Here is a 22,449-nt window from a genome sequence, read left to right as displayed (position 1 = left end):
GAGGCTTATTCATAAGCCTGTCCCGCAATCGGCTGTGGCATAGCAACTCTCGTGGCCTGTGTGGCCGGTGAGACGGTGATCGCACTGCTTGATACGTCGGCGCGTCGCAGCCGAATTGGCAACGGCCCTCATGTATCTCAGTTCGTGGAGTTACGAAGTCTACGAGCGAGAACGAGGGCCGTTGCGGTACAAGGCTATTACGGGGCTGACCGATGGGCAACTGACGGAACTGACTGCCCGGGTACACGAGACCGTCGGCGGGTTCGAGTCGGCCGGTCGCCCTTACGCGTTGAGCTTGTTCAGGTCTGTCGCTTTGGTGGTGTCGTTGATGCGCAGAAACCTCGTCCAGGATGTCGCGGGCGCGTTCTTCGGGATCAGTCAGTCCACGGTGAGCCGCCGCTGGGATCTGCTGCGACCGGTGATCGCTGACGTACTCGAAGAGTTCGTTCCCAACCCCCGCGACGTCATCGGAGTCGGGTCCGTGCTGGTGGACGGCACAATCTGCCCGACCTGGGACTGGTCGGCGATCCCGGACCTGTTCTCCGGAAAAACCCAGTATCCGGGGTTCAACATCCAGATCGCCGCCGACCTCGACGGCAGGCTCGTCGCGGTCGGCATGACGATCGTGCACGGCGCCCGACACGACGCGCACGCATACGCCGCCTCCGGACTCGCCGACCTTCTCGCCGAGATCGACACTGTCGCCGATTCCGGTTACGTCGGTGTCGACGGAATCGATCTGGTGCCCTACAAGAAACCTCCGGGCCGCGAACTGCACGAGAGCCAGGCCGCGTTCAATACCGCACTCTCCGGAATCCGGGCCGCGGTGGAGCGAGCCGTCGCTCACCTGAAGACCTGGCGCATGCTCAGCGAGGAAGGCGGCCGCTACCGCGCGCCAGTCCACAAATTCCCCTCTGCCCTGAAAACGATAGTCGCACTGCACTTTTTCGCGGAGGCTTATGAATAACGCTCCAGGATGCCGCCTTCGGCCTTGGCCTGCAACGTGACTCCGGCCGAATGCGCGACCATGGCGCCACTTTCGACCCGCATCGGTTCGCCACCCGCGAGGAAGCACCGCGCGATAGCGGAGGCAGGGTTATGGCGCAGTTGTACCTTCATATCCACCGACCCTACCGCGCGCCGATGCGCGCGGCGGATCGGCGAAAAGGCCGCATCAGGGCGTCACAGCGGCCCCGGCATCACACCAGTGAGCGCAGTGTGGCGTCGTCGCGCGCGACCGCACCGCCGCCGTCAGCGGTGAGCACGATCGGGCGCTGAATCAGCTTGGGATTCGCGGCCAATTCCTCGATCCAGCGGTCTCGGTCGCCAGCGGTGCGGCCCCAACCGGACATGCCGAGATCCTTGGCGATCTGCTCGCCGGTGCGAGCGATGTCCCACGGCTCGGCGCCCAACCGATCGAGCACCGTGCGCAGTTCAGCTGCGGTAGGTGGATCGTCGAGATAGCGGCGGACCGTGTAGTCCACGCCCACTTCGTCAAGGAACGCGGTGGCATTGCGGCTCTTGGTGCACCGCGGGTTGTGCCAGATCTCCGTCTGCCCAGAAGTCATGCAGGCAGCGTAGCCCGGCTACAAATACATCCAGGCGGGCCATACCTCGGACCACCGGTGGAGCAGGCCACTGCAGTTCGAGACCGTGACGTCCTGGATGTTGCCGTGACAACCCAGCTTGCTGCCGACTTTGCCGACCGGTTCGACGTGGTCGAAGTCCCACTGCAGGACGGCGTCGTTGACGCCGACGGCGATCACGACGCTCGCCGTGTCCGGTGGGGTGCCGAATTAGCCGTGAACACCGATACTGATCATCGCCTCGGCATCGTCGGCAGGTGGATCGATACGGGCGGCATCCTGCCACCGACGGGCTCGATACTGGAACCATGAGCGACGAACCGCCGACCGAAAATCCGTATGGCACTCCGACCACCACCGGCCCGGAGCGGATCCGGTCCTCGCAGAGCACGGTCAACCGCATCGTGCGCACGTTGCTACGCACTCCGGGAATCCGCCGCGGCATCGGCAAGCGACTGCTCACGCTGCACGTCGTGGGGCGCAAGTCCGGCAAGACCTACGACGTTCCCGTGGCCTATGTCCGCCACGATGGCACCCTGCTCATAGGCACAGCGTTGCGCCCATGGGTGCGGAACCTGCAGTCGGGCACGCCGGTTCATGCCTCGCTCGGTGGCGACCCGCAGACCTTCGATCCGGTGGTCTACACCGAGGAGCACGATGTCATGCGACTGCTGGCGGTCGTCGCCACGGAAAACCACGTCAACGCGAAATTCAATGGAATCGGTTTCGATGCCGACGGTGCACCCGTCAAGGCCGATCTCTATCAGACCTGGCAGCAGGGTGGGGTCGTTGTAGCGTTGACCCCGCACTGACTCACCCGTACATCCGGCACCGATATTCGTCAGGTCGCACCGACGTATTCGTCGGCCACCTCCAGCACCTCGTCCGCGATTTCCAGCCCGGTGCGCAGTTCCTCCGCCGAGGTGGTGAGCGGCGGTGCGATCTGGAAACGGTTGCCCGCGTTGAACGGCCACAGTCCGCGTTCCTTCGCGGCGGCGGTGACCCGGGCCATCGGCTCGGCGGCGGCACCGGCGGCCGCGAACGGGATCAGCGGCCGGCGCGTGTGTGGATCACGCACCAGTTCCAGGGCCCAGAAGAAGCCGAGCCCGCGCACCTCGCCGACGCTCGGATGCCGAGCGGCCAACTCCGCCAGGCCTTTTCCGAGCACGTCCGCACCCACCGACCGCACATGGTCGAGGATGCCGTCCCGCTCGAACACCCCGATCGATGCGACGCCCGCAGCGCAGGCGAGCGGATGGCCCGCGTAGGTGAGCCCGCCCGGATACACCTTGTCGTCGTAGCGTTGCGCGATCCGTTCGGCGATCAGCACTCCACCGAGCGGGACGTAGCCGGAGTTCACACCTTTGGCAAAGGTGATGAGGTCCGGTTCGACGCCGAATGCCTGCACGGCGAACCACTCGCCGACCCGTCCGAAGCCGACCATCACCTCGTCGGCGATGTAGACGATGCCGAATTCATCGCACAGCGCGCGCACCCCGGCGAGATAGCCGGGCGGCGGCACCAGCACGCCGTTGGTGCCGACCACGGTTTCCAGGATCAGGCCCGCGATGTTCTGTGGGCCCTCCAGCTCGATCACCTGCCGCAGATGGTTCAGCGCGGCGGTGGTCTCTTCCTCGGGAGTGCTTGTGTCCCAGGGTGATCGGTAGGGATACGGCCCGAAGAATCGCACCACGTCGACATTGGTCGGCTCGGCTCCCCAGCGCCGCGGCTCACCGGTCAGGCCGATCGCCACACCGGTGCCACCGTGGTAGGAACGGTAGGCGGCGAGCATCTTGGTGCGGCCGGTGAAGCTGCGCGCCAGCCGCACCGCGTGTTCGATAGCCTCGGCGCCACCGGTGGTGAACAGCACCCGGTTCAGGTCGCCTGGTGCGCGTTCGACGATCAGTTTCGCCAATGCGCTGCGCGCCTCATTGCCGACGGTCGGCGAGATGGTGGCCAGCTGCCGCGCCTGCTCGACGATGGCCGCGATCATATCCGGATGCTGGTGTCCGATATTGACATTGACCAGCTGGGAGGAGAAGTCGAGATACCGCTTGCCGGTGTCGTCCCAGAACCACGAGCCCGACGCACCGGTGATCGGCGTGGGATTCGGCCCGCCCTGCGCCATCCACGGATAGAACACGTGATCAGTAGTCATCCTGGTCTCTCCGATCCTGCCCTGCGGCATCCAACTGTCGCCGCCTACGCTGCTGCCTACCGGCCACCTATTTACCGCCTTCGGCCAAAGTCACCTGGCTCGGCGCGAAACTCGCTCCGGTGACGTCGACTCCACCGGGTTTCAGCAAATCCAATGCCTTGGTGACGTATTCGTTGGTGTAGGCACTGGCATCGGGATCTTTCTTCAGCACGGTGGCACCCTCTTGATTGCGAGTTTCCTTGGCGATCTTCACCGTTCGGTCCCAGGCCGACTTGTCGACCATGCCGACACCGGCGGGCGAGGGCCAGATCAGCTTGTTCACCTCGTTGACCTGCCACTGCTGGTGCGTCGCACCCAGCGTGCTGCCCGCGGCCACGGTGATGTCGCGGCACTTGCCGACGTTGTCGCGGCAGAAGGCCCAGCCCTTCAGCGAGGCCGCGATGAACTTCACCGTCTGGTCCTGGTATTTCGGGTCTTTCAGCTTCTCGGTGTTTGCCCAGATCGCGTCCTGCAGCATGGCGACGCCCTCGTCGTTCCAGTCGATAGTGGCGAAATCGTCTGCGGTGTAGAGCTTTCCGGTGGCCGGGTTCTTGGTCTCTAGCAGCTGTGCGTACTCGTTGTAAGACATGGCCTGTGCGGCGTTGATGTCCTTGGCGAGGAAGGCGTTCATATCGAACTGCTGCTGCACCAGCTTGACGTCCTTGGCCGGGTCGATGCCCACCTTGGTCATTCCGGCAAACAGCTCGAATTCGTTGCCGTAGCCCCAGTTTCCAACGGTCTGACCGCGCAGCCCGGCCGGTCCCGCAATGTTCTCGGACTTGAACGAGACCTGTTTGGTGCCCGAGCGCTGGAAGACCTGCGCCACATCGGTGATACCCGCTCCGGCCTCCCGAGAGGCAAGCGCCTTGGGCACCCACGCGATGGCGTAATCGGCCTGTCCCTGCGCGAGCACGGTTTGGGGCACGATATCGGTGCCGCCGTCGAGAATGTCGACCGACAGGCCCTGTTCCTTGTAGAAGCCCTGATCGACAGCCGCCAGGTACCCGGCGAACTGGCCCTGCTTGAACCACTGCAGCTGCAGCCGGACCTTCGTCAGTCCGTCGGAGGTGGTGCCGAAGCCGTTGTCGGTGGTGCTACAGCCGGTCAGCGCCGCGGCGGCCAACGCTGCCAGCGCCAGACAGGCGCGCAATCGCTTGGTGGTACTTGTCATTTCGAGCTCCAAAAGGTGTTGCGCGGTCGACGGGTGAGTATTTCGAGAAGTAGGACGGTGGCCAGGAAGAGCAGGCCGACGAGCATGGCGCCGGTGACGTATGCCCAGGCTCTGGGGTAGGCGGTATTGGCCGCGGCGGAGGTGATTCGGCTGCCGAGCCCGTTCTGCAGGCCGCCGAAGTATTCGGCGATGATGGCCGCGATCACCGCACCCGGCGCGGCAATGCGCAGACCGGTGAACAGGTAGGGCAGCGCCGCGGGCAGCCGGACGGTGCGGGTGACCTGCCAGCCGCCCGCCGCGTAGGACGCCATCAGGTCCGTTTGGACCTGCGGAACCTGGCGTAGGCCGCGCGCGGTGCTGACGAACATCGGGAAGAACACCACGATGGTGACAACGATGCGGCGCGGTGTGTCGGTGGTGGTCGAATACATCGAATTCAGCAGCGGCGCGAGCGCCACGATCGGCACCGCGGCCGCCGCGGCGGCGAGAGGGGTGAGCAGCCCGTCGACCAGGTGGAAACGCACCGCGAGCATGGCGGCGGCGATGCCGAGCACGGCACCGAGCAGCAGGCCGATGAGGGCGTTCGACCCGGTCGCGGTCGCGGCGTCCACGATCCGGCCGAAGTTGTCGGTGAACTCGTGCGCGATCGCGCTGGGTGCGGGCAGCAGGAACGACGGCACACCGGCGGCGACGGTGAGCAGTTGCCACAGCGCCAGGCCGACCACGCCGAATACCAACGGCGGCAGCACTGTTCGCAGCGGCGGCGCACTTTGCCGTGACGGTGCCGCTTTCATCGCATATCCCGTCCGGCCACCACGGCGTCCGCGCCATGACCGTCGCGCAGTGCCGCGCGCACCGCCGCGACAGCATCGAAAAACGCGGTGCTGGAGCGAACGTCCTCATCACCCTCGACGGCGACGTCGCGGCCCCAGCCGTCGGTCGGCACGATCTCGGTGATGCGGCCCGGCCGCGGCGACATGACCACCACCCGATCCGAAAGGAACACCGCCTCCGGAATCGAGTGCGTCACGAAAACCACTGCCGCACTGGTCTCTCCGGCGATCCGCAGCAGTTCGCCTTGCATCCGTTCGCGGGTCATCTCGTCGAGCGCGCCGAACGGTTCGTCCATCAACAGCAGCGACGGCTTGCGGGCCAATGCTCGCGCGATCGCGACTCGCTGCTGCATACCGCCCGACAGCTCCGCCGGATACCGGCGCGCGAAATCGGTGAGCCCGGCCATCTCCAGCAGCTCCGCACTGCGGGCCCGCCGCTCGGCCTTGGGCACCTTGTGCAATTCCATGGGCAGTTCCACATTCGCCTGCACGGTGCGCCAATCGAGCAACCCAGCCTGCTGGAAGGCGATGCCGTAGTCCTGATCGATCCGTGCCCGGCGGGGGGTCTTGCCGTGCACCCTGACCGTGCCGCTGCTTTGCTCCTCGAGATCCGCGATGATCCGCAGCAGCGTCGACTTACCGCAGCCGGAAGGGCCGATCAGTGAGACGAATTCCCCCGCGGCGACGGTGAGCGACACATCCGACAGTGCGGTGACAGCGCCACTGGCGAAGATCTTGCCGACATGCGCGAGCGCGACGGCTGCTACCGGTTCGACACCCGTACCCCCACCGGCGGCAGTCTCCCCCGCTGCGGCGGTCTCCGGCTCAGCCACGGCATCCGCACGCTCCGCGCCATTCGCACCGACGCTCTCGGCTTCGAGGCCGGAACTCGATGCGGCCATTGCAGTCTCGGGCTTCCCCGCCACGGGGTCTGCCTTCGCGATCAACGGGTACCTCCTGATGAGCTGCGCGCCCCTACGGGACGGCTGTAACGACGTAGAACGAACTCGGCGAGAGCGACCACGGCGGTGACCGCGACGCCGAGTAGAGCGGCGGCGAGGACGGCCGCGTACAGCCGGGAGGCGTCGCCGGTGGCCTGCTGGGCGAACACGATGATCTGTCGGCCGATGCCGCCCGCGGTTCCGGTCGAGATCTCCGCGACCACCGCACCGATCACCGACGCCGCTGCGGCCAACCGCAGTGCCGGTAGGAAATGCGGCACCGCGGCCGGGAACCGCAAGTGCAGCAGGGTCTTCCACCAACTCGAAGAGTAGCTGTACAGCAATTCCACCGACGCCTTGGAGGGCGCTTGCAGACCCCGCAACATGCCGACCGCGACCGGGAAGAAGGCGAGATAGGCGGCGATGACCGCGATACTCATCCATGGCCGCCACGGCTGTCCGGCGATGACGATCTTGCCGCCCCATCCGGCGACCAAGGGGGCCAATGCGATCAGCGGAACCGTCTGCGAGACAATGATATACGGCAGCAATCCCCGCTCGACGAAGGCGAAGCGCTGCATCAGGACGGCCAGCGCCACCCCGACCACGGTGCCGATCAGCAACGCCAGCAGCGCCAGCTCGAAAGTGAATCCCGCTGTCCGCAGCAGAGTTCCACCGACGGTGCCGCTTCCGTCCCGGTCACCGAGCACCATGATCACTGACCAGACGTGTGGCATCGCAGCGTCACTGGTTCGCGGCAGTATTCGCTGATCGCCGATGCTGACACCACCTTCCGGCACCAGATACTTCACCAGCTCCCACACCGCAACCACCAGCACGAGCACTCCGAGCGCGTACCCGACCTGCTGTACCCGCCGCGCCCCCGCGCTCATCGCTCACCTGCAAACACCGTCACCGGTTGCGACTGTCCCTCGGCCTTCTGGCGACGGGTCAGTTCCCAGCACGCTGCCGCAAGCGCCACCGCGGCGGCCACCTGGGCGATCATCGGGCCTCTTCCGTCGCCATGACCGGATGCGCCAGACGCGGCAGCACCGACTCGCCATACGCCTCCAGCGTGGCACTTTTCGCGTCGTGCTGCAGGTACACCGCGAACTGGTCGACGCCCAGCTTCTCGAGCTCATGCAGCCGGGCGATCTGTTCGTCGGGTGTGCCGATCACACAGAACCGGTCGACGATGGCATCGGTCACGAATTCGGCGTGGGTATTGCCCGCGCGCCCGTGCTCGTTGTAGTCGTAACCCTTTCGCCCGGAGATATATTCGGTCAGTGCGGCCGGAATATCGCTGCCGGTACCGTATTTCGCGACGATATCGGCGACGTGATTGCCGACCATGCCGCCGAACCAACGGCACTGCTCACGGGCGTGCGCGGTCGCGGCACCGGAGCCGTCGGTGACGTAAGCCGGTGCGGCGACACAGATTTTCACCGCGCCCGGATCGCGACCCGCCCGCTTCGCCGCCGCCCGCACCCGCGCGATCGTCCACGCGGTGATGTCCGGATCGGCCAACTGCAGGATGAAACCGTCGGCGACCTCACCGGTCAGATCCAGCGCGCGCGGACCGTAACCGGCGACCCAGACCTCGAGGCGCGAGGCGCCCGCCCACGGCAAGCGCACCATGGTGTCGCCGACGCGCGCGCTGCGTCCATTGCCCAGTTCCCTGATCACTTCGATGGATTCACGTAGCGTGGTCAGGGTGGTCGGCTTACCGCCGAGTGTGCGCACCGCGGAGTCACCGCGGCCGATGCCGCACACGGTGCGGTTGCCGAACATGTCGTTCAGCGTCGCGAACGTCGACGCCGTCACCGTCCAGTCCCTGGTGGCCGGATTAGTCACCATGGGGCCGACGACCACCTTGCGGGTGGCGGCGAGGATCTGGCTGTGGATGACGTACGGCTCCTGCCACAGCAGGTGCGAGTCGAAGGTCCACACGTGTGAAAAGCCGTGTGTCTCCGCCTGTCTGGCCAGATCGACCACCCGCGAGGCCGGAGGTGTGCATTGCAGCACCACACCGATATCCATGCGGCACTCTCCGTTTCGAGTAAATGCGTCCCTGGATCGAACGCGTCAGATCAAGTTCTGCGACAGTTCGCGGGTAACGAATCGGCCGTGGCCCTTGCTGCCCCGATATGCCCCACCATCGATGACCACCCGACCGCGTGAGAGCACCGTGTCGACGTGTCCGTCGATCTCGAATCCCTCCCAGGCCGAGTGGTCCATGTTCATGTGGTGGGTCTTGTCGAAGCCGATGCTGGTGTGGCCGTTCGGGTCGTAGATCACGATGTCGGCGTCGGCGCCGGGGCTGATGACGCCCTTGCGCGGATACATGCCGAACATCCGTGCAGGGGTGGTACAGGAGACCTCGACCCAGCGTTCCAGCGAGATCAGGCCGTTCTTCACGCCCTGGAACATCAGATCCATCCGGTGTTCGACGCCGCCGACGCCGTTGGGGATCTTGCTGAAATCGCCGACGCCCCGGTCTTTTTGATCCTTCATGCAGAACGGGCAGTGGTCAGTACCGACGGAGGTGACATCGCCGGTGCGGATGAATCGCCACAGCTCGTCCTGATGTCCTTCGGCCCGCGACCGCAGCGGCGTCGAGCACACCCACTTTGCGCCCTCGAAACCCGGTGCGCCCAACTGCTCTTCGAGCGAGAGGTACAGGTACTGCGGGCAGGTCTCGCCGAAGACGTTCTGTCCGTTGCCCCGTGCGGTGGCGATCTGTTCCATCGCCTGCTTGGCCGACACGTGCACGACATACAGTGGCGCACCGGTCAATTGGGCAAGCATGATGGCGCGATGGGTAGCCTCTTCTTCCATCTGCCACGGTCGGGTGACGCCATGGAAGTACGGTGACGTCTCGCCGCGCGCGAGTGCCTGTTCGACGAGCACGTCGATGGCGATCCCGTTCTCCGCGTGCATCATCAGCAGCGCGCCGAGATCACCGGCCGACTGCATGGCGCGCAGAATCTGTCCGTCGGTGGAATAGAAGACGCCCGGATAGGCCATGAACAGCTTGAAGCTGGTGACGCCCTCGGCCACCAATTCGCTCATGCCCTTGAGGGATTCGTCGTTCACGTCGCCGATGATCTGATGGAATCCGTAGTCGATGGCGCACTGCCCTGCGGCTTTTTCGTGCCAGGCGCCGAGGGTGTCCTGCACGCGCTCCCCGGGCTTCTGCACGGCGAAGTCGACGATGGTGGTGGTGCCGCCCCAAGCCGCGGCCCTGGTGCCGGTCTCGAAGGTGTCGGATGCCTCGGTGCCGCCGAACGGCATCTGCATGTGGGTATGGCCGTCGACGCCACCGGGAATCACATACTTGCCGGTGGCGTCGATGACGACGTCCGCGGACTGGGTGAGGTCGGCGCCGAGCGCGGTGGCGCCGGGCTGCAGAACGGCGACGATGATTTCGCCGTCCACGAGTACGTCGAGCAATTGCGATCCGGTGGCGGAGACCACCGTGCCGCCGTGGATGAATGTCTTTGTCATGTCGATGTCACCAGCCTCACGGGGCTACCAGCGGTCCGTAAGCGTCGGGGCGGCGATCGCGGTAGAAGGCCCAGCGATCGCGCACCGTTTTGATCAGATCCATGTCGAGGTCGCGAATGACCAACTCGGGGGCGTTGTCCGAGGCGACGTCACCGACGAATTTGCCCTCCGGATCCACGAAGTAGCTGGTGCCGTAGAAGTCGTCGTCGCCGTACTCCGATTCGATACCGACCCGGTTGATGGCGCCGATGTAGTACTCGTTGGCGACGGCGGAGGCAGGCTGCTCCAGCTTCCATAGATAGCCCGACAGGCCGCGCGAGGTGGCCGACGGGTTGAACACGATCTCGGCGCCCGCCAGGCCGAGCGCCCGCCAGCCCTCCGGGAAATGCCGGTCGTAACAGATGTAGATGCCGACCTTGCCGACCGCGGTATCGAATACCGGCCAGCCCAGGTTGCCCGGACGGAAGTAGAACTTCTCCCAGAATCCGTTGACGTGCGGGATGTGATGTTTGCGGTATTTGCCGAGATAACTGCCGTCGGCGTCGATCACCGCCGCCGTGTTGTAGAGCAGGCCCGGCTGTTCCTGCTCATACACCGGCAGGACCATGACGAGGCCCAATTCCTTTGCCAGGGCAGCGAATCGCTCCGTGGTCGGTCCGGGCACCAATTCCGCGTAGTCATAGAACTTGGCGTCCTGTAACTGGCAGAAGTACGGGCCGTAGAACAATTCCTGGAAGCAGATCACCTTCGCGCCCTGCGCGGCGGCCTGACGTGCATAGTCCTCGTGCGCTTTGATCATGGACTCTTTGTCACCCGTCCAGTTCGTCTGGACGAGCGCCGCTCGAACGATTCCCATGCTTTGTTATACTTCACCCTGATCCGATTCGGTTGTGTTACAAGATTGCGGAAACAGTTTCGTGGCCGTAAACCTTGGCGCCGACGTTGGTTACGGTCCGGTGCCCGAAGCAGAATAGGCCCGTGAGGCAGCGCAGCGAGCGAACCATGGACACAGCGCCAATGGGCACTGCGGAGCCGGGCGCAAACGAGGCACAGCTGTGACCATCGAGCCCGCGACGACTTACCGCGCATCCAGCAATGGCGCTGTGCCCGCCCCGGTTGTCGTGTCACCCGCCGAGTTCACCGCGGATCTGGACGATCGCACCCCTGCCGGTATCGCCGCGGCCGTGAGCCGCCGAATCCGTTGCGGCGCATTACAGCCCGGCTCGCGGCTACCCACCGTGCGGGAGGTCGCGCGGGAGTTGCGGGTGTCACCCTCGACCGTCAATCAGGCCTGGCGGGCGCTGGCCGCCACCGGAGCGATCATCGCGCGCGGGCGGGCCGGAACCTTCGTCGGCGTCCCCGAAGCCGCGCGGCCCACCGCCCCGACCGGCCGTTACCAACGCCTCCACCCGCCCTCGGACAGCGCCTTCCGCATCGACCTGTCGCGTGGCACCCCTGACCCGGAGTTACTGCCCGACCTGGCGGTGGCGCTGCGTGACATCACCCGCCAGGGCGGCGGCGATCTGGCCGCCGACTACCTGGGCGAGGCCATGCTGCCCGACCTCGCCGCCAAGGTCCGTACAGACTGGCCCTTCCGCGCCGAACGCCTCGCCGTCCTCGACGGCGCACTGGATGCCGTCGATCGGTTGCTCACCGCACATATCCGCCTCGGCGACGCGGTCGCCGTCGAAGATCCTTGCTTCCCACCGTTTCTCGACCTACTGACCCGCATCGGCGCCCGGCCGATACCGGTCCGTATGGACGGATCCGGCTTGCTCCCCGACGATCTCGCCCGCGCGGTCGGCAAGCACGCCGTCACCGCGCTAGTACTTCAGCCGCGCGCGCAAAACCCCACCGGCGCCTCGCTCACCGCGCGCCGCACCCGCGAACTATCCGACATCCTGCACGACACCGCCACCCTGGTGATCGAGGATGATCATTCCGCCGGAATCGCCACCGCCCCACTGCGTTCCCTCGGCACTCGGCTCCCCCGCCGCACGGTGCACATCCGCTCCTTCTCCAAATCTCACGGCGCCGATCTCCGACTCGCCGTGGCAGGCGGCCCCGCCGACCTGCTCGACCCCGTCATCGAACGCCGTATGCTCGGCCCCGGCTGGACCAGCCGTCTGCTGCAACGCGTCCTGCTGAGCATGCTCGACGACGAAGACGCCATCCAGACCGTCACCTCCGCGCGCGCCGAATACCGAAGACGCTCAGCCGAACTCCGCCGCGCACTGACCCGCAAAGGCATCCCGGTGGCCCGCAACGACGGTATCAACATCTGGATACCGGTGGCAGACGAAAACGCGGCCATGATCTCCCTCGCCGCCGCAGGCATCAAGGCCGCGCCCGGCGGCCCGTTCGAGGTCGGCGATCACCCACCGTCCGACCACTTGCGCCTCACCATCGCCCCCTTCGCAGACGCCGACCTCGACTGGCTGGCAACAGAACTCGCCGCCGCCACCACGGCGACGCCCACCTACCGACGCATCCGACGCGCGTGACCTGTCGACCCGGCCAGCGGTAGCCCGGCGCGGCACCTACCGATTACGAGCCCGACGTCCGACTGCATCAGGTTTTGACAGCCGCAAAAGCCCCTCACCGACAACCGATCTCGCGCTGATCGGTGCCAATCCCCGGATACGTCGCGCTTCTGTCGACCGACCGGCAGCCAGAGGCTCCGGCTATGGGCCGGATTCGCGCTGCCGGTCAAATCTTTCGATAACCCGGATGGATCCCGTCGCCGAGGCCGCGCTGTCGGGCGATGCGGCCCAGTAACTCGATCAATGTCTGATGCTCCGACTCGGACAAGCCCTCGCAAACCAGCTTCTCGTGCTGCATGCCCGCGGCGCGCAGCTTGCCGAGCAAGCCGAAGCCCTCGTCGGTGAGGTGCAGAGCGTGCAGCCTGCGGTCCTCGGGGTTCTTGCGTCGTTCGATCAGCCCGCGCTTCTCCAGTTCGTCGGCGAACTGGACGAAGCGGCTCGGCGGCATGCCCAGATCACCCGCGAGTTCGCGCTGACTGCGCCCCGGATTCATGGCCAACAGCCGCAGCAGACCGGCCTGCGCCGGGGTGAGGTCCAGTTCGCTGACCCGCTCGGCAAACAGCCCGGCGGCGTGCGCGCCTACCTGCGCCAACAGGAATGCCGCGCCGATCCGCGGCGCCGAGTTGCGCCCAAACTCAACGATATCCACACAAGAACTATACCACTTGACAATCGTTACAGATCATAATCATTATTGGCTTGTAATCATCCCGGGTTCGCCAAAGGAGAAACCATGACAACCACCCGCCGCCCACAGTCCGGCCCACCGCTGCCGATCCCGACATTGGCCTACACCGCGCTCACGCTCGCCGCAGTCGCGGTGAACGCCAAGACGCCGCGACCCAACGCATCGGGGATGGAGGTCCTGCAGTACACGCAGGACCACGGCACCGCCATCAAGGTGGGTGCGTTCCTGCTCTTCGCCTCGTCGGTGCCATTGGCCGTCGTGGCCGCGGTGTTCTCCCGACGGCTGCGCGCGCTCGGCATCACGGCGCCCGGCGCCACCATCACCCTGGTCGGCGGAATCCTGGCCGCCAACGGTCTCGCATTGAGCGCCGCATTCGCCTGGGCCGGTGGCCGACTGCCCGCCGACGCGGGCGGCGCGCTGCCCCGTGCGCTCGCCGACCTGTCGTTCCTCACCGGCGGCCCGGCCTACGCCGTGATGTTCGCGCTGCTCATCGCCGGAATCTCGGTGCCAGCCCTGCTCGGCAGCCTGCTCCCGAAGCCCATGGCGTGGACCGGCTTGGCGCTGGCGGTAGTCGGCGTGGTGTCCACGCTGACGCTGCTGAGCATCAGCTTCGGCTTCCTGCTGCCGGCGGTGCGCTTCGGCGGCACGCTGTGGCTCGTCGTCGCCGCCTTCCTGTTGCCGCATACCCGGCACGCCCGCCAGCAGTAGCCCCGTATCCCCGCTCGCCCAAGGAGTTTCCTCATGATCAGCAACTACCCCGACCTGGCCGGCAAGGTCGTCGTCATCACCGGTGGATCGCGCGGCATCGGCGCCCGCACGGCGCGGGCCTTCGCCGAGCAGGGCGCCAAAGTGTGCGTCGTCGGACGCGACAAGGCCGCCCTCGCCGCGGTTGCCGCAGCCATCACCGACAACGGCGGCGTCTCGACCTTCGCCGCCGCCGATGTCACCGATTTGGCAGCTCTCGCCGCGGTGCGCGTCCAGGTGGAATCCGAGCTCGGCCCGGTCGATGTACTCGCGGCGTTCGCGGGCGGTCAGGGACTTCCGGTCCCGTCCCCCGAACTGACCGAGCAGCGCTGGCGTCAGGTGCTCGACTCCGATCTGACGTCGGCGTTCCTCACCATCCACACGTTCCTGCCCGGTATGATCGAGCGTGCCCGCGGCTCGATCATCACCATGTCCTCTACCGCCGGGCGCACGCCCAGCCAGGCGAATCTCGCCTACGGCGTGGCGAACGCCGGGGTCGTCATGCTCGCCAGGCACCTCGCTGTCGAGCTCGGCCCCCAGGGAATTCGGGTGAATTGCATTGCGCCGTCGACGATTCGCACCGAGAAGGTGGAAGCCAATATGCCGGTCGAGATGCAGAACCGCGTCGCCGCGATGTATCCGCTGCGCCGCCTCGGCACCACCGATGACATCGCCCAGGCCGCACTGTTCCTGGCCTCTGATGCCGCCTCATGGATCACCGGCCAGACCCTCGATGTCACCGGCGGCAAAGTAACTGTCTGACACCAACCCGCCACGCGGGCGGCGGGGAGATGGGATGATGCGCGGCAGCATCGTCCGGTGCACAACCCGTCAGAAGGAGACTCCGACCGGTGAGTAGCGAACTGCAGGCGCGGCAACTCGACCATGATCAGCCCGACCGGCAGCAGCATCGCCGAATCGGAGTCCCGATGCTGGCGCTACGCGTCCTGGGCGTCCTGGCCGCGGGCGCGACCCTCGCGGCCCTCGCCGCGGGAGGCGTCTCGGCCGACACCGGGCACCTGCTCGAAAAGACCCAGGCCGCAGGCTGTTCCGCGGCGGCGGCCGGTCAACCGAACGGCAAACAATGGCAGGCCGAACCCGGCATGACCATCGATCCAGCCGCCGGATACACCGCCACCCTGGAAACCACCTGCGGCACCGTGACCATCGCGCTGGACGCCGCGCGCGCCCCGCACACGGTCAACTCCTTCGCATTCCTTTCCAACGAACAGTATTTCGACCACACCAAGTGCCACCGCCTCACCACCCAGGGCATCTTCGTCCTGCAATGCGGTGACCCGACCGCCTCCGGCATGGGTGGCCCCGGCTACCGCTTCAAAGACGAGAACCTGCCCGGCGCCACCTACCCCGCAGGCACGGTAGCCATGGCCAACTCGGGTGCGAACACCAATGGCAGCCAATTCTTCCTCGTCTACCAAGACACCAAACTGCCCCCGAGCTACACCCCCTTCGGCCAGATCACCACCGGCATGGATGTCCTCACCAACATCGCCAACGCCGGCGTCCAAGACGGCTCCGGCGACGGCGCGCCTGCCACCGAGGTAGTCCTCGATTCGGTAACCACCGCCCGCAACTGATCGACAACCCGGACCGCCGCGCAGGCGAAATCCAGTCTGCGCAGCGGTCCACCGTTGGATGCGTCAGTCCAGCCGGAGCATGTCCGGCCATGCCTGTGACCAGGCTTGACGGGGATGGTCACAGCGCCAGATCGTGACGTCGCGGGTTACTTCGGGGTAGCCGAGGCGGGCGTCGACGTGGCCTATTGGGGTTATCGTGTCGAAGAGCGGGCGGAGGTCGGATTCCTTGCCGCCGATCCAGAGGACGGTTGTCGCTGCGTCGGGTGGGGTGCCGAAGTAACCGAAGCCTCGCTTGGGGCTGTAGACGGCGGGGAGGCGGTAACGTTGTCGGGCCACGTCCAAAGCGCTTGCCTGCCAATAGGAGTCGGTGATGATGACGGCGTTGTCGCGCACCGGCTGCGGGAGGGACCGATGGGCGTCCGCGGTGGCGTCGCGCAGTTCTCGCCAACCGAACTTGCCGTACAGGGCGATATTCAGTCCGGCGTCGGCCTGACTTTTCACCGGGTCGATCTTCGATTCCGGTTTCCAGGGCAGCGAAAACACCACCAGCACAACCGAAAGCATGACAAGAGGGACGGCGGCGAATGCGCGCCACCGGGCCGCGCTCTGCGTCCATCCCACGGCGCCCGCCGCCATGACTGCCGCATAGCAGCCTGCGGCGTAGTACGGGCGGCCGCTGGTGATCACGAAGGCCACTGCCAGCAGAATCGGAAGCAGACCGAGGAATCGGTACGGCCGCAACGACTCCGAGCGCAGCAGCACCCAGATCCCGTAAACGAGCAGCACACCGCCGAACAGTCCGGCCGCCGCGAGCGCGAGCGGCAGCCACGTGTACCGACCACCGATCACGCCCTGTTCGGCGGCGACCACCGCGCCGAGACGCAACTGCGGCCAATCGTGCTGGGCCTGCCAGATCAACATCGGCAGCGTCACCACGACGACGATCGCCGCGCCCAACCATAATGCCGGACGCCGCAGCAGTTCGCGCGGACCGTAACACAGCACGCCGATGGCGATCGCGACCCAGAAGAACGGGATCAGCCACTTCACCTGCATGTCGATCGCGGTCACCACCGCCGCCCCCAGCAGCAGACTGTCGCGCCGCGTACGCACCCAGCGGATCACCAACCAACTGATCAACACCCACAGCGCGGTGTCGATCGTGTTCGTGGCCAGCTGACCGCCCTGGATGAGCAGGAGCGGCGAGGTCGCGTACGCGGTCGCGGTCAACACCTGCGCGGTACGAGAACCACCGAACTCCCGCGCGATCTGCGCGCTGATGAACACCGCCGCGATGGTGACCAGCACGGCCGGAATCCGCAGGGCCACCAGCGAATCCGGCGCGATCAGATCCATCAGCCGCGCGATCGCGGGCACTAGCGGCCCCTGATCAGCGTACCCGAAGGCCAGCCTGCGCCCCGCGGACACGAAATACAGTTCGTCACCGAAGAATCCGTAGCGCCCGAGGAACGTAAACAGCGCCACCGCCGACACCACCGCGATGGCTCCCACCCCGAGGAGCGCGAACGGCGGCTGCGCATCTGGCCTATCCCCTTGCCGCGCCTCGGTTTCCAGCACACTAGTCATCGTTGCCCGCCTTCCGGGTCGCCAAATCGAACAACCTGCACAGATGTGCCGAGTACCTGCTCATATCGAAATCCGGTTCCCGGATCGCCCGCCCGGCCGCGCTGTCGATGGAATCGCGAATGGACTTGGCCATGATCACGACATCGAACTCGCCGAAAACCCCGGCCTCCTGCCCCTCGCGCAGCATCATCACCAGCGGCTCCAGCACCTCGCGCTCACCATCCGGGTAGGCGAACTTCGACTTCCCGTCCGCGTCACGCAGATTCACCACTACGTCGATCATCGCCGCAACGTACTTCTTGTTGGCCTCGATGAAGGCGAGATTCGATTCCAGATACGTCAGCAGCCGATTTCGCGGCCCCTCGACCGCGGTGATCAACGGCACCATGTACTCCGCACCCGAAACGTACAGCTGAATCACCAACTGCGTCATCAGATCGTCTTGCCCTCAAAGTGATAGGAAATGACCCCCTTCGAGATGCCCGCGTGCTTGGCGATCCGCGCCAGCGACGCATTCCCGAACCCGACCTCCGAGATCACCTCCACCGCCGACGCGATGATCTGCCGCCGCCGCGCCTCCTCGATGAACGACCTCCGCTGACCGGTCGGACTATTTTCTGGCCGCATGGCCAAATTTTAACGAAAGGGCCGCGCTCCCAGTGGAGGCGCGGCCCTTCGGGTTTCGATCCTTACAGGTACTGACCCGTGTTGGACTCGGTGTCGATCGCCCGGCTCGCGCTGGCGTTCTTGCCGGTGACCAGCGTGCGGATGTAGACGATCCGCTCGCCCTTCTTACCCGAAATGCGGGCCCAGTCATCGGGATTCGTGGTGTTGGGCAGATCCTCGTTCTCGGAGAACTCGTCCACGATCGAATCGTAGAGATGCTGGATGCGCAGGCCCGGGTTGCCGGTGTCGAGCACCGCCTTGATGGCGTACTTCTTGGAGCGGTCCACGATGTTCTGGATCATGGCACCGGAGTTGAAGTCCTTGAAGTACAGGACTTCCTTGTCACCGTTGGCGTAGGTGACCTCCAGGAAGCGGTTGTCCTCGCTCTCGGCGTACATCCGATCGACGACCCGCTCGATCATCGCGCGGATGCACTTGGCCTTGTCGCCGTCGAACTCGGTGAGATCGTCCTGGTGCAGCGGCAGGAACTCGGTGAGGTACTTCGAGAAGATGTCCTGTGCCGATTCCGCGTCCGGCCGCTCGATCTTGATCTTCACATCGAGACGTCCCGGCCGCAGGATCGCGGGGTCGATCATGTCCTCGCGGTTGGAGGCACCGATCACGATGACGTTCTCTAGACCCTCGACACCGTCGATCTCCGACAGCAGCTGCGGCACGACCGTGGTCTCCACATCGGAGGACACGCCCGATCCGCGGGTGCGGAAGATCGAGTCCATCTCGTCGAAGAACACGATCACCGGCGTACCTTCGGACGCCTTCTCGCGAGCCCGCTGGAATATGATCCGAATGTGGCGCTCGGTCTCACCCACGAACTTGTTCAGCAGCTCGGGGCCCTTGATGTTGAGGAAGAACGACTTGGCTTCCTTGGCGTCTTGACCACGCGACTCGGCGATCTTCTTCGCCAGCGAGTTGGCCACCGCCTTGGCGATCAGCGTCTTACCGCAACCTGGCGGACCGTAGAGCAGCACGCCCTTGGGCGGGCGCAGCGCGTACTCACGGAACAGGTCCTTGTGCAGGAAGGGCAGCTCGACCGCGTCGCGGATCTGCTCGATCTGGCGACCGAGGCCACCGATATCGCCGTAGTCGACATCGGGCACTTCCTCGAGGACGAGGTCTTCGACCTCGGCCTTGGGGATGCGCTCGAAGGCGAAACCCGCCTTGCTGTCCACCAACAGCGAATCGCCCGGCCGCAGTTTACGGATCGGCGAATCGGGGTCGTCCAGATCGTCCATCTCGGCGACCTTGGCCAGCGGACCCGCCAGCCAGACCACGCGCTCCTCGTCGGCATGGCCGACGACCAGCGCCCGGCGTCCGTCGTCGAGGATCTCGCGTAGCGTGCCGATCTCACCGACCTTGTCGAAGTAGTTCGCCTCGACAACCGTCAGCGCCTCGTTGAGGCGAACGGTCTGACCGTATTCGAGGGTCGAGGTGTCGATGTTCGGTGAACACGTCAACCGCATCTTGCGACCCGAAGTGAACACGTCGACCGTCTGATCCTCGAACACACCGATCAGAACGCCGTATCCGCTCGGTGGCTGACCGAGCCGATCGACCTCCTCGCGCAACGCGACAAGCTGCTGTCGCGCTTCCTTGAGGGTGTCCATCAGCTTGCTGTTGCGAATGGTCAGCGAATCGACACGGGCTTCCAATTCCCGTGCATGATCCGGCGAATCGGCCAGTTGCCTGCGGAGCGCAGCCGCTTCGGCGCGTACCGCCTCGAGCTCTCTCCAGGCCGCCGAATCCGAATTCTCGATGGGGCTCATGTGCTGCTCCTCCCAGTCCCGGTCTATTAACGCTACCGGGCGCGAACCGTTCTCGCCTTCCGACATTGTTTCGTCGTGATCACATCTAGGCTGCGGGCAGCGGCCCGCCCACCATGTTAGCCTGCCCTAACATGCTTCTGGCGAGCCGATTCGCCGACCAAACCGAAAGGTTGCTGACCGATGCTCCTTCCCGTAAGGACACTGCGCGTTTCCGTTGCCACCGCCGCGGCAGCCCTCGCCGTTACCATCGGGTTGACCGCATGCAGCTCCGACGACAAGTCCGACGCGAAGGCCACCACCAGCGCCGTCACCTCGAGCGCGGCCGCCTCGAACACCGCGGGCCAGGGCGCTCACGCCGCCCCCACGGCCGAAACCCTGCAGGCCGTGCTGGACGGGCTGGCCGACCCGACCAAGTCCACCGCGGACAAAACCAAGCTGCTCGTTGACGGCGAAAAGCGGGCAAGCAATATCGACCGGATGAACCAGGCGCTCGGCAACTACGGCACGCTGATCTTCGCCGTCGCCGACATCACCACCCAGGGCGACAGCGCGACCGCCCAGGTGACGATCACCTCCCCGCACGGCCCCGCGCCCGCCATGCCCATGACCTGGAGTCACCTCGACGGCGTCTGGAAGCTCTCCGACGCCAGCGGCTGCATTATGCTCGGCTTCGCGCAGGGCACCCTGCGTCCCGGCCTGATCGCAGCGCACCGAACCAACCAAGGGCCGCCACCGCCCCATTGCGAGCGGCGGCCTTTGTGTCGAACACCGGGCTCAGCCCTTGGACGGCCGGCGCTGCGGCTTCGGGGTGACGGTGCCCTCCGCGAGGCGGCGGGCGCTCACCAGGAAGGCGGTATGACCCTGCATGCGATGTTCGGGGCGTACCGCCAAGCCGACGACGTGCCAACCGCGGACCATCGACTCCCATGAGCGCGGCTCGGTCCAGCACTCCTGTTCGCGCAGTGCCTCCACCACCTTCGACAGCTGTGTGACAGTCGCCACATAAACGATCAGCACGCCGCCGGGCACCAGCGCCTTGGACACTGCGGGCAGCGCGTCCCACGGCGCGAGCATGTCGAGCACGACCCGGTCGACCGGCGCGCCGTCATAGTCGGCGACGTCCGCGACGGTCAGAGACCAGTTGTCCGGGCGCTCGCCGAAGAACGTCTGCACATTGCGGATCGCGTGCTCGGCGTGGTCGTCGCGGATCTCGTAGGAGATGACCTCGCCCTGTGGGCCGACCGCACGCAGCAGCGAGCAGGTCAGCGCGCCCGAACCGGCGCCGGCCTCGAGCACCCGTGCGCCGGGGAACATGTCACCGTCGTGCACGATCTGCGCGGCGTCCTTGGGATAGATGACCGCGGCACCGCGCGGCATCGACAGCACATAGTCGACCAGCAGCGGACGCAACGCCAAATACGGTGTGCCATTGGTGGAATTCACCACCGTGCCCTCGTCGGCGCCGATCAGGTTGTCGTGCTTGATCCCGCCGCGATGCGTGTGGAACTCCTTACCGGGTTCCAGCACCACCGTGTAGAGGCGCCCTTTGGCATCGGTCAGCTGTACCCGGTCACCGGTGGTGAATGGCCCGGTCCGTCTGGCCGTCATGAATCTCCGTTTCGCTCGGTCGGTGCAGTCGTACGGTGGTGGCACCGGCGTGTCGGTACCGCCGGATAGCCTGCCAGGTATGCGAGTGCCCGTGACGATGCCCCCCGCCGACGCCGACCCGGCGGCCGCGCCCGAAACGGCGGCGAGCCGCTCGCGACCCGCGCTGTCCCCCTCGCGGGCGATGGATTTCAAGCAGTGCCCGCTGAAATACCGGTTGCGGGCGATCGATCGGATTCCCGAGCCGCCGTCACGCAACGCGGTCCGCGGCACGGTGGTGCACGCGGTGCTCGAGGACCTCTACGGGCTGCCTGCGGCCGAGCGTGTGCCCGAGCATGCGGCCAGACTCGCCGGACCGGCCTGGGCCCGGGTGCTCGCCGAGCAGCCGGAGGTGGCCGAGTTGGTGGCCGACGACGGCCTGGAGGGATTCCTCGGCGAGGTGCGCACGCTCATCGAAACGTATTACCGACTGGAGGATCCGACCCGGTTCGAGCCGGAGTCGTGTGAGTCGCAGGTCGAGGTGGAACTCGACGGCGTGCTGCTGCGTGGCTTCGTCGATCGCATCGATGTGGCGCCGACCGGACAGCTGCGGGTGGTTGATTACAAGACCGGGCGGGCGCCTGGCCTGGCGCAGGAGACCAAGGCACTGTTCCAACTGAAGTTCTACGCGTTGGTCGTGCTGCGTACCCGCGGCATCCTGCCCACGCAGCTGCGGCTGATCTATCTGGCCGACGAACAGATCCTCACCTACGCCCCCGACGAGGAGGAACTACTGCGCTTCGAGCGCACCCTAGCGGCGCTCTGGCAGGCCATCCTCGAAGCGGGCCGGACGGGCGAGTTCCGGCCGAGCACCAGTTGGCTGTGCGGCTTCTGCTCCTACAAGCACCTGTGCCCCGAATTCGGCGGCACTCCCCCGCCCTATCCGGGCTGGCCGGACGATGGCACCGGTGAATCGCCGGACGAGGCGCTGGCGGACGCGGTCACCGAGTGATGCCCGTG

At 66.0% G+C, this 22,449-nt stretch carries 24 protein-coding genes and 1 pseudogene; 8 read left to right on the top strand and 17 right to left on the bottom strand.

The features are described from left to right. The first annotated feature begins 130 nt into the window (after positions 1 to 130). A complete protein-coding gene (locus tag ACV7NQ_RS34780; RefSeq protein ID WP_463358528.1) occupies positions 131 to 967 on the top strand; it encodes a transposase family protein in 837 nt (278 codons plus the stop codon). Here ACV7NQ_RS34780 and ACV7NQ_RS34775 read toward each other — a convergent pair. The 3 genes from ACV7NQ_RS34775 to ACV7NQ_RS34765 form a co-directional block, all read right to left on the bottom strand. Beyond that, positions 958 to 1,119, bottom strand: a complete 162-nt coding sequence (locus tag ACV7NQ_RS34775) for an AIM24 family protein (protein WP_463363428.1) — start codon at positions 1,117 to 1,119, stop codon at positions 958 to 960. The two genes, ACV7NQ_RS34780 and ACV7NQ_RS34775, sit on opposite strands and share 10 nt — an antisense overlap. 80 nt (positions 1,120 to 1,199) lie before the next feature. After that, the gene (locus tag ACV7NQ_RS34770; RefSeq protein WP_463363427.1) at positions 1,200 to 1,568 is read right to left on the bottom strand and encodes an arsenate reductase family protein; all 369 of its coding nucleotides are present in this window, start codon (positions 1,566 to 1,568) and stop codon (positions 1,200 to 1,202) included. 18 nt (positions 1,569 to 1,586) lie between these two features. Further along, entirely contained in the window at positions 1,587 to 1,766 is a 180-nt protein-coding gene (locus ACV7NQ_RS34765; protein ID WP_463363426.1) for a hypothetical protein, read from the bottom strand. A 128-nt stretch (positions 1,767 to 1,894) separates the two neighbouring features. Here ACV7NQ_RS34765 and ACV7NQ_RS34760 point away from each other — a divergent pair, with 128 nt between their 5' ends. Beyond that, positions 1,895 to 2,398, top strand: coding sequence for a PNPOx family protein (locus ACV7NQ_RS34760; protein WP_463363425.1), 504 nt, complete (start codon positions 1,895 to 1,897; stop codon positions 2,396 to 2,398). A gap of 29 nt (positions 2,399 to 2,427) precedes the next feature. On the opposite strand, the gene ACV7NQ_RS34755 is transcribed toward ACV7NQ_RS34760, so the two are convergent. From ACV7NQ_RS34755 to ACV7NQ_RS34720, 8 genes are all read right to left on the bottom strand, one after another. Further along, positions 2,428 to 3,744, bottom strand: a complete 1,317-nt coding sequence (locus tag ACV7NQ_RS34755) for an aminotransferase class III-fold pyridoxal phosphate-dependent enzyme (RefSeq protein ID WP_463363424.1) — start codon at positions 3,742 to 3,744, stop codon at positions 2,428 to 2,430. Positions 3,745 to 3,811: 67 nt separating this feature from the next. Next, on the bottom strand, positions 3,812 to 4,954 hold the full coding sequence (locus tag ACV7NQ_RS34750) for an ABC transporter substrate-binding protein (protein WP_463363423.1): 1,143 nt from the start codon (positions 4,952 to 4,954) through the stop codon (positions 3,812 to 3,814). Next, a complete protein-coding gene (locus ACV7NQ_RS34745; RefSeq protein WP_463363422.1) occupies positions 4,951 to 5,748 on the bottom strand; it encodes an ABC transporter permease in 798 nt (265 codons plus the stop codon). Before ACV7NQ_RS34745 ends, ACV7NQ_RS34750 begins: the two co-directional genes overlap by 4 nt. Beyond that, positions 5,745 to 6,713, bottom strand: a complete 969-nt coding sequence (locus ACV7NQ_RS34740) for an ABC transporter ATP-binding protein (protein ID WP_463363421.1) — start codon at positions 6,711 to 6,713, stop codon at positions 5,745 to 5,747. The genes ACV7NQ_RS34745 and ACV7NQ_RS34740 overlap by 4 nt, the downstream gene beginning before the upstream one ends. 17 nt (positions 6,714 to 6,730) lie before the next feature. After that, positions 6,731 to 7,621, bottom strand: a complete 891-nt coding sequence (locus tag ACV7NQ_RS34735) for an ABC transporter permease (protein ID WP_463363420.1) — start codon at positions 7,619 to 7,621, stop codon at positions 6,731 to 6,733. 109 nt (positions 7,622 to 7,730) lie between these two features. Beyond that, a complete protein-coding gene (locus ACV7NQ_RS34730) occupies positions 7,731 to 8,768 on the bottom strand; it encodes a TIGR03842 family LLM class F420-dependent oxidoreductase (protein WP_463363419.1) in 1,038 nt (345 codons plus the stop codon). Positions 8,769 to 8,813: 45 nt separating this feature from the next. Continuing rightward, positions 8,814 to 10,235, bottom strand: coding sequence for a dihydropyrimidinase (hydA, locus tag ACV7NQ_RS34725; protein WP_463363418.1), 1,422 nt, complete (start codon positions 10,233 to 10,235; stop codon positions 8,814 to 8,816). A 16-nt stretch (positions 10,236 to 10,251) separates the two neighbouring features. After that, positions 10,252 to 11,091, bottom strand: coding sequence for a nitrilase-related carbon-nitrogen hydrolase (locus ACV7NQ_RS34720; RefSeq protein ID WP_463363417.1), 840 nt, complete (start codon positions 11,089 to 11,091; stop codon positions 10,252 to 10,254). Between the two features lie 199 nt (positions 11,092 to 11,290). On the opposite strand from ACV7NQ_RS34720, the gene ACV7NQ_RS34715 reads away from it, so the two are divergent. Continuing rightward, a complete protein-coding gene (locus tag ACV7NQ_RS34715; RefSeq protein ID WP_463363416.1) occupies positions 11,291 to 12,739 on the top strand; it encodes an aminotransferase-like domain-containing protein in 1,449 nt (482 codons plus the stop codon). Between the two features lie 205 nt (positions 12,740 to 12,944). On the opposite strand, the gene ACV7NQ_RS34710 is transcribed toward ACV7NQ_RS34715, so the two are convergent. Continuing rightward, positions 12,945 to 13,427 carry a MarR family winged helix-turn-helix transcriptional regulator gene (locus ACV7NQ_RS34710; protein WP_463363415.1) on the bottom strand — a complete coding sequence of 161 codons (483 nt, stop codon included), beginning with the start codon at positions 13,425 to 13,427 and terminating at the stop codon, positions 12,945 to 12,947. Between the two features lie 84 nt (positions 13,428 to 13,511). On the opposite strand from ACV7NQ_RS34710, the gene ACV7NQ_RS34705 reads away from it, so the two are divergent. From ACV7NQ_RS34705 to ACV7NQ_RS34695, 3 genes are all read left to right on the top strand, one after another. Then, positions 13,512 to 14,174, top strand: a complete 663-nt coding sequence (locus ACV7NQ_RS34705; RefSeq protein ID WP_463363414.1) for a DUF4386 domain-containing protein — start codon at positions 13,512 to 13,514, stop codon at positions 14,172 to 14,174. A 33-nt stretch (positions 14,175 to 14,207) separates the two neighbouring features. Beyond that, on the top strand, positions 14,208 to 14,972 hold the full coding sequence (locus ACV7NQ_RS34700) for an SDR family NAD(P)-dependent oxidoreductase (RefSeq protein WP_463363413.1): 765 nt from the start codon (positions 14,208 to 14,210) through the stop codon (positions 14,970 to 14,972). A gap of 89 nt (positions 14,973 to 15,061) precedes the next feature. Beyond that, complete coding sequence (locus tag ACV7NQ_RS34695) at positions 15,062 to 15,808, top strand: peptidylprolyl isomerase (RefSeq protein ID WP_463363412.1); 747 nt, start codon at positions 15,062 to 15,064, stop codon at positions 15,806 to 15,808. A gap of 63 nt (positions 15,809 to 15,871) precedes the next feature. On the opposite strand, the gene ACV7NQ_RS34690 is transcribed toward ACV7NQ_RS34695, so the two are convergent. The 4 genes from ACV7NQ_RS34690 to arc all read right to left on the bottom strand — a co-directional run bounded on the left by ACV7NQ_RS34690 (position 15,872) and on the right by arc (position 19,845). After that, on the bottom strand, positions 15,872 to 17,395 hold the full coding sequence (locus ACV7NQ_RS34690; RefSeq protein WP_463363411.1) for an ArnT family glycosyltransferase: 1,524 nt from the start codon (positions 17,393 to 17,395) through the stop codon (positions 15,872 to 15,874). Beyond that, the gene (locus ACV7NQ_RS34685) at positions 17,388 to 17,828 is read right to left on the bottom strand and encodes a TetR/AcrR family transcriptional regulator (protein ID WP_463363410.1); all 441 of its coding nucleotides are present in this window, start codon (positions 17,826 to 17,828) and stop codon (positions 17,388 to 17,390) included. Before ACV7NQ_RS34685 ends, ACV7NQ_RS34690 begins: the two co-directional genes overlap by 8 nt. Beyond that, positions 17,828 to 18,022 (bottom strand): TetR/AcrR family transcriptional regulator, encoded by a 195-nt coding sequence (locus tag ACV7NQ_RS34680; protein ID WP_463363409.1) that lies wholly within the window; start codon positions 18,020 to 18,022, stop codon positions 17,828 to 17,830. Before ACV7NQ_RS34680 ends, ACV7NQ_RS34685 begins: the two co-directional genes overlap by 1 nt. A gap of 62 nt (positions 18,023 to 18,084) precedes the next feature. Then, on the bottom strand, positions 18,085 to 19,845 hold the full coding sequence (gene arc / locus ACV7NQ_RS34675; RefSeq protein WP_463363408.1) for a proteasome ATPase: 1,761 nt from the start codon (positions 19,843 to 19,845) through the stop codon (positions 18,085 to 18,087). A gap of 180 nt (positions 19,846 to 20,025) precedes the next feature. Here arc and ACV7NQ_RS34670 point away from each other — a divergent pair. Continuing rightward, a pseudogene (locus tag ACV7NQ_RS34670) lies at positions 20,026 to 20,463 on the top strand (hypothetical protein); the annotation flags it as partial. A 156-nt stretch (positions 20,464 to 20,619) separates the two neighbouring features. Here the strand turns inward: ACV7NQ_RS34670 and ACV7NQ_RS34665 are convergent. After that, complete coding sequence (locus tag ACV7NQ_RS34665; RefSeq protein ID WP_463363407.1) at positions 20,620 to 21,453, bottom strand: tRNA (adenine-N1)-methyltransferase; 834 nt, start codon at positions 21,451 to 21,453, stop codon at positions 20,620 to 20,622. 97 nt (positions 21,454 to 21,550) lie between these two features. On the opposite strand from ACV7NQ_RS34665, the gene ACV7NQ_RS34660 reads away from it, so the two are divergent. Continuing rightward, the gene (locus ACV7NQ_RS34660) at positions 21,551 to 22,441 is read left to right on the top strand and encodes a RecB family exonuclease (protein WP_463365935.1); all 891 of its coding nucleotides are present in this window, start codon (positions 21,551 to 21,553) and stop codon (positions 22,439 to 22,441) included. Positions 22,442 to 22,449 lie beyond the last annotated feature (8 nt).

Source organism: Nocardia sp. Tas62D01, assembly GCF_055232035.1.
This window is presented reverse-complemented; position numbering and strand designations above follow the sequence as displayed.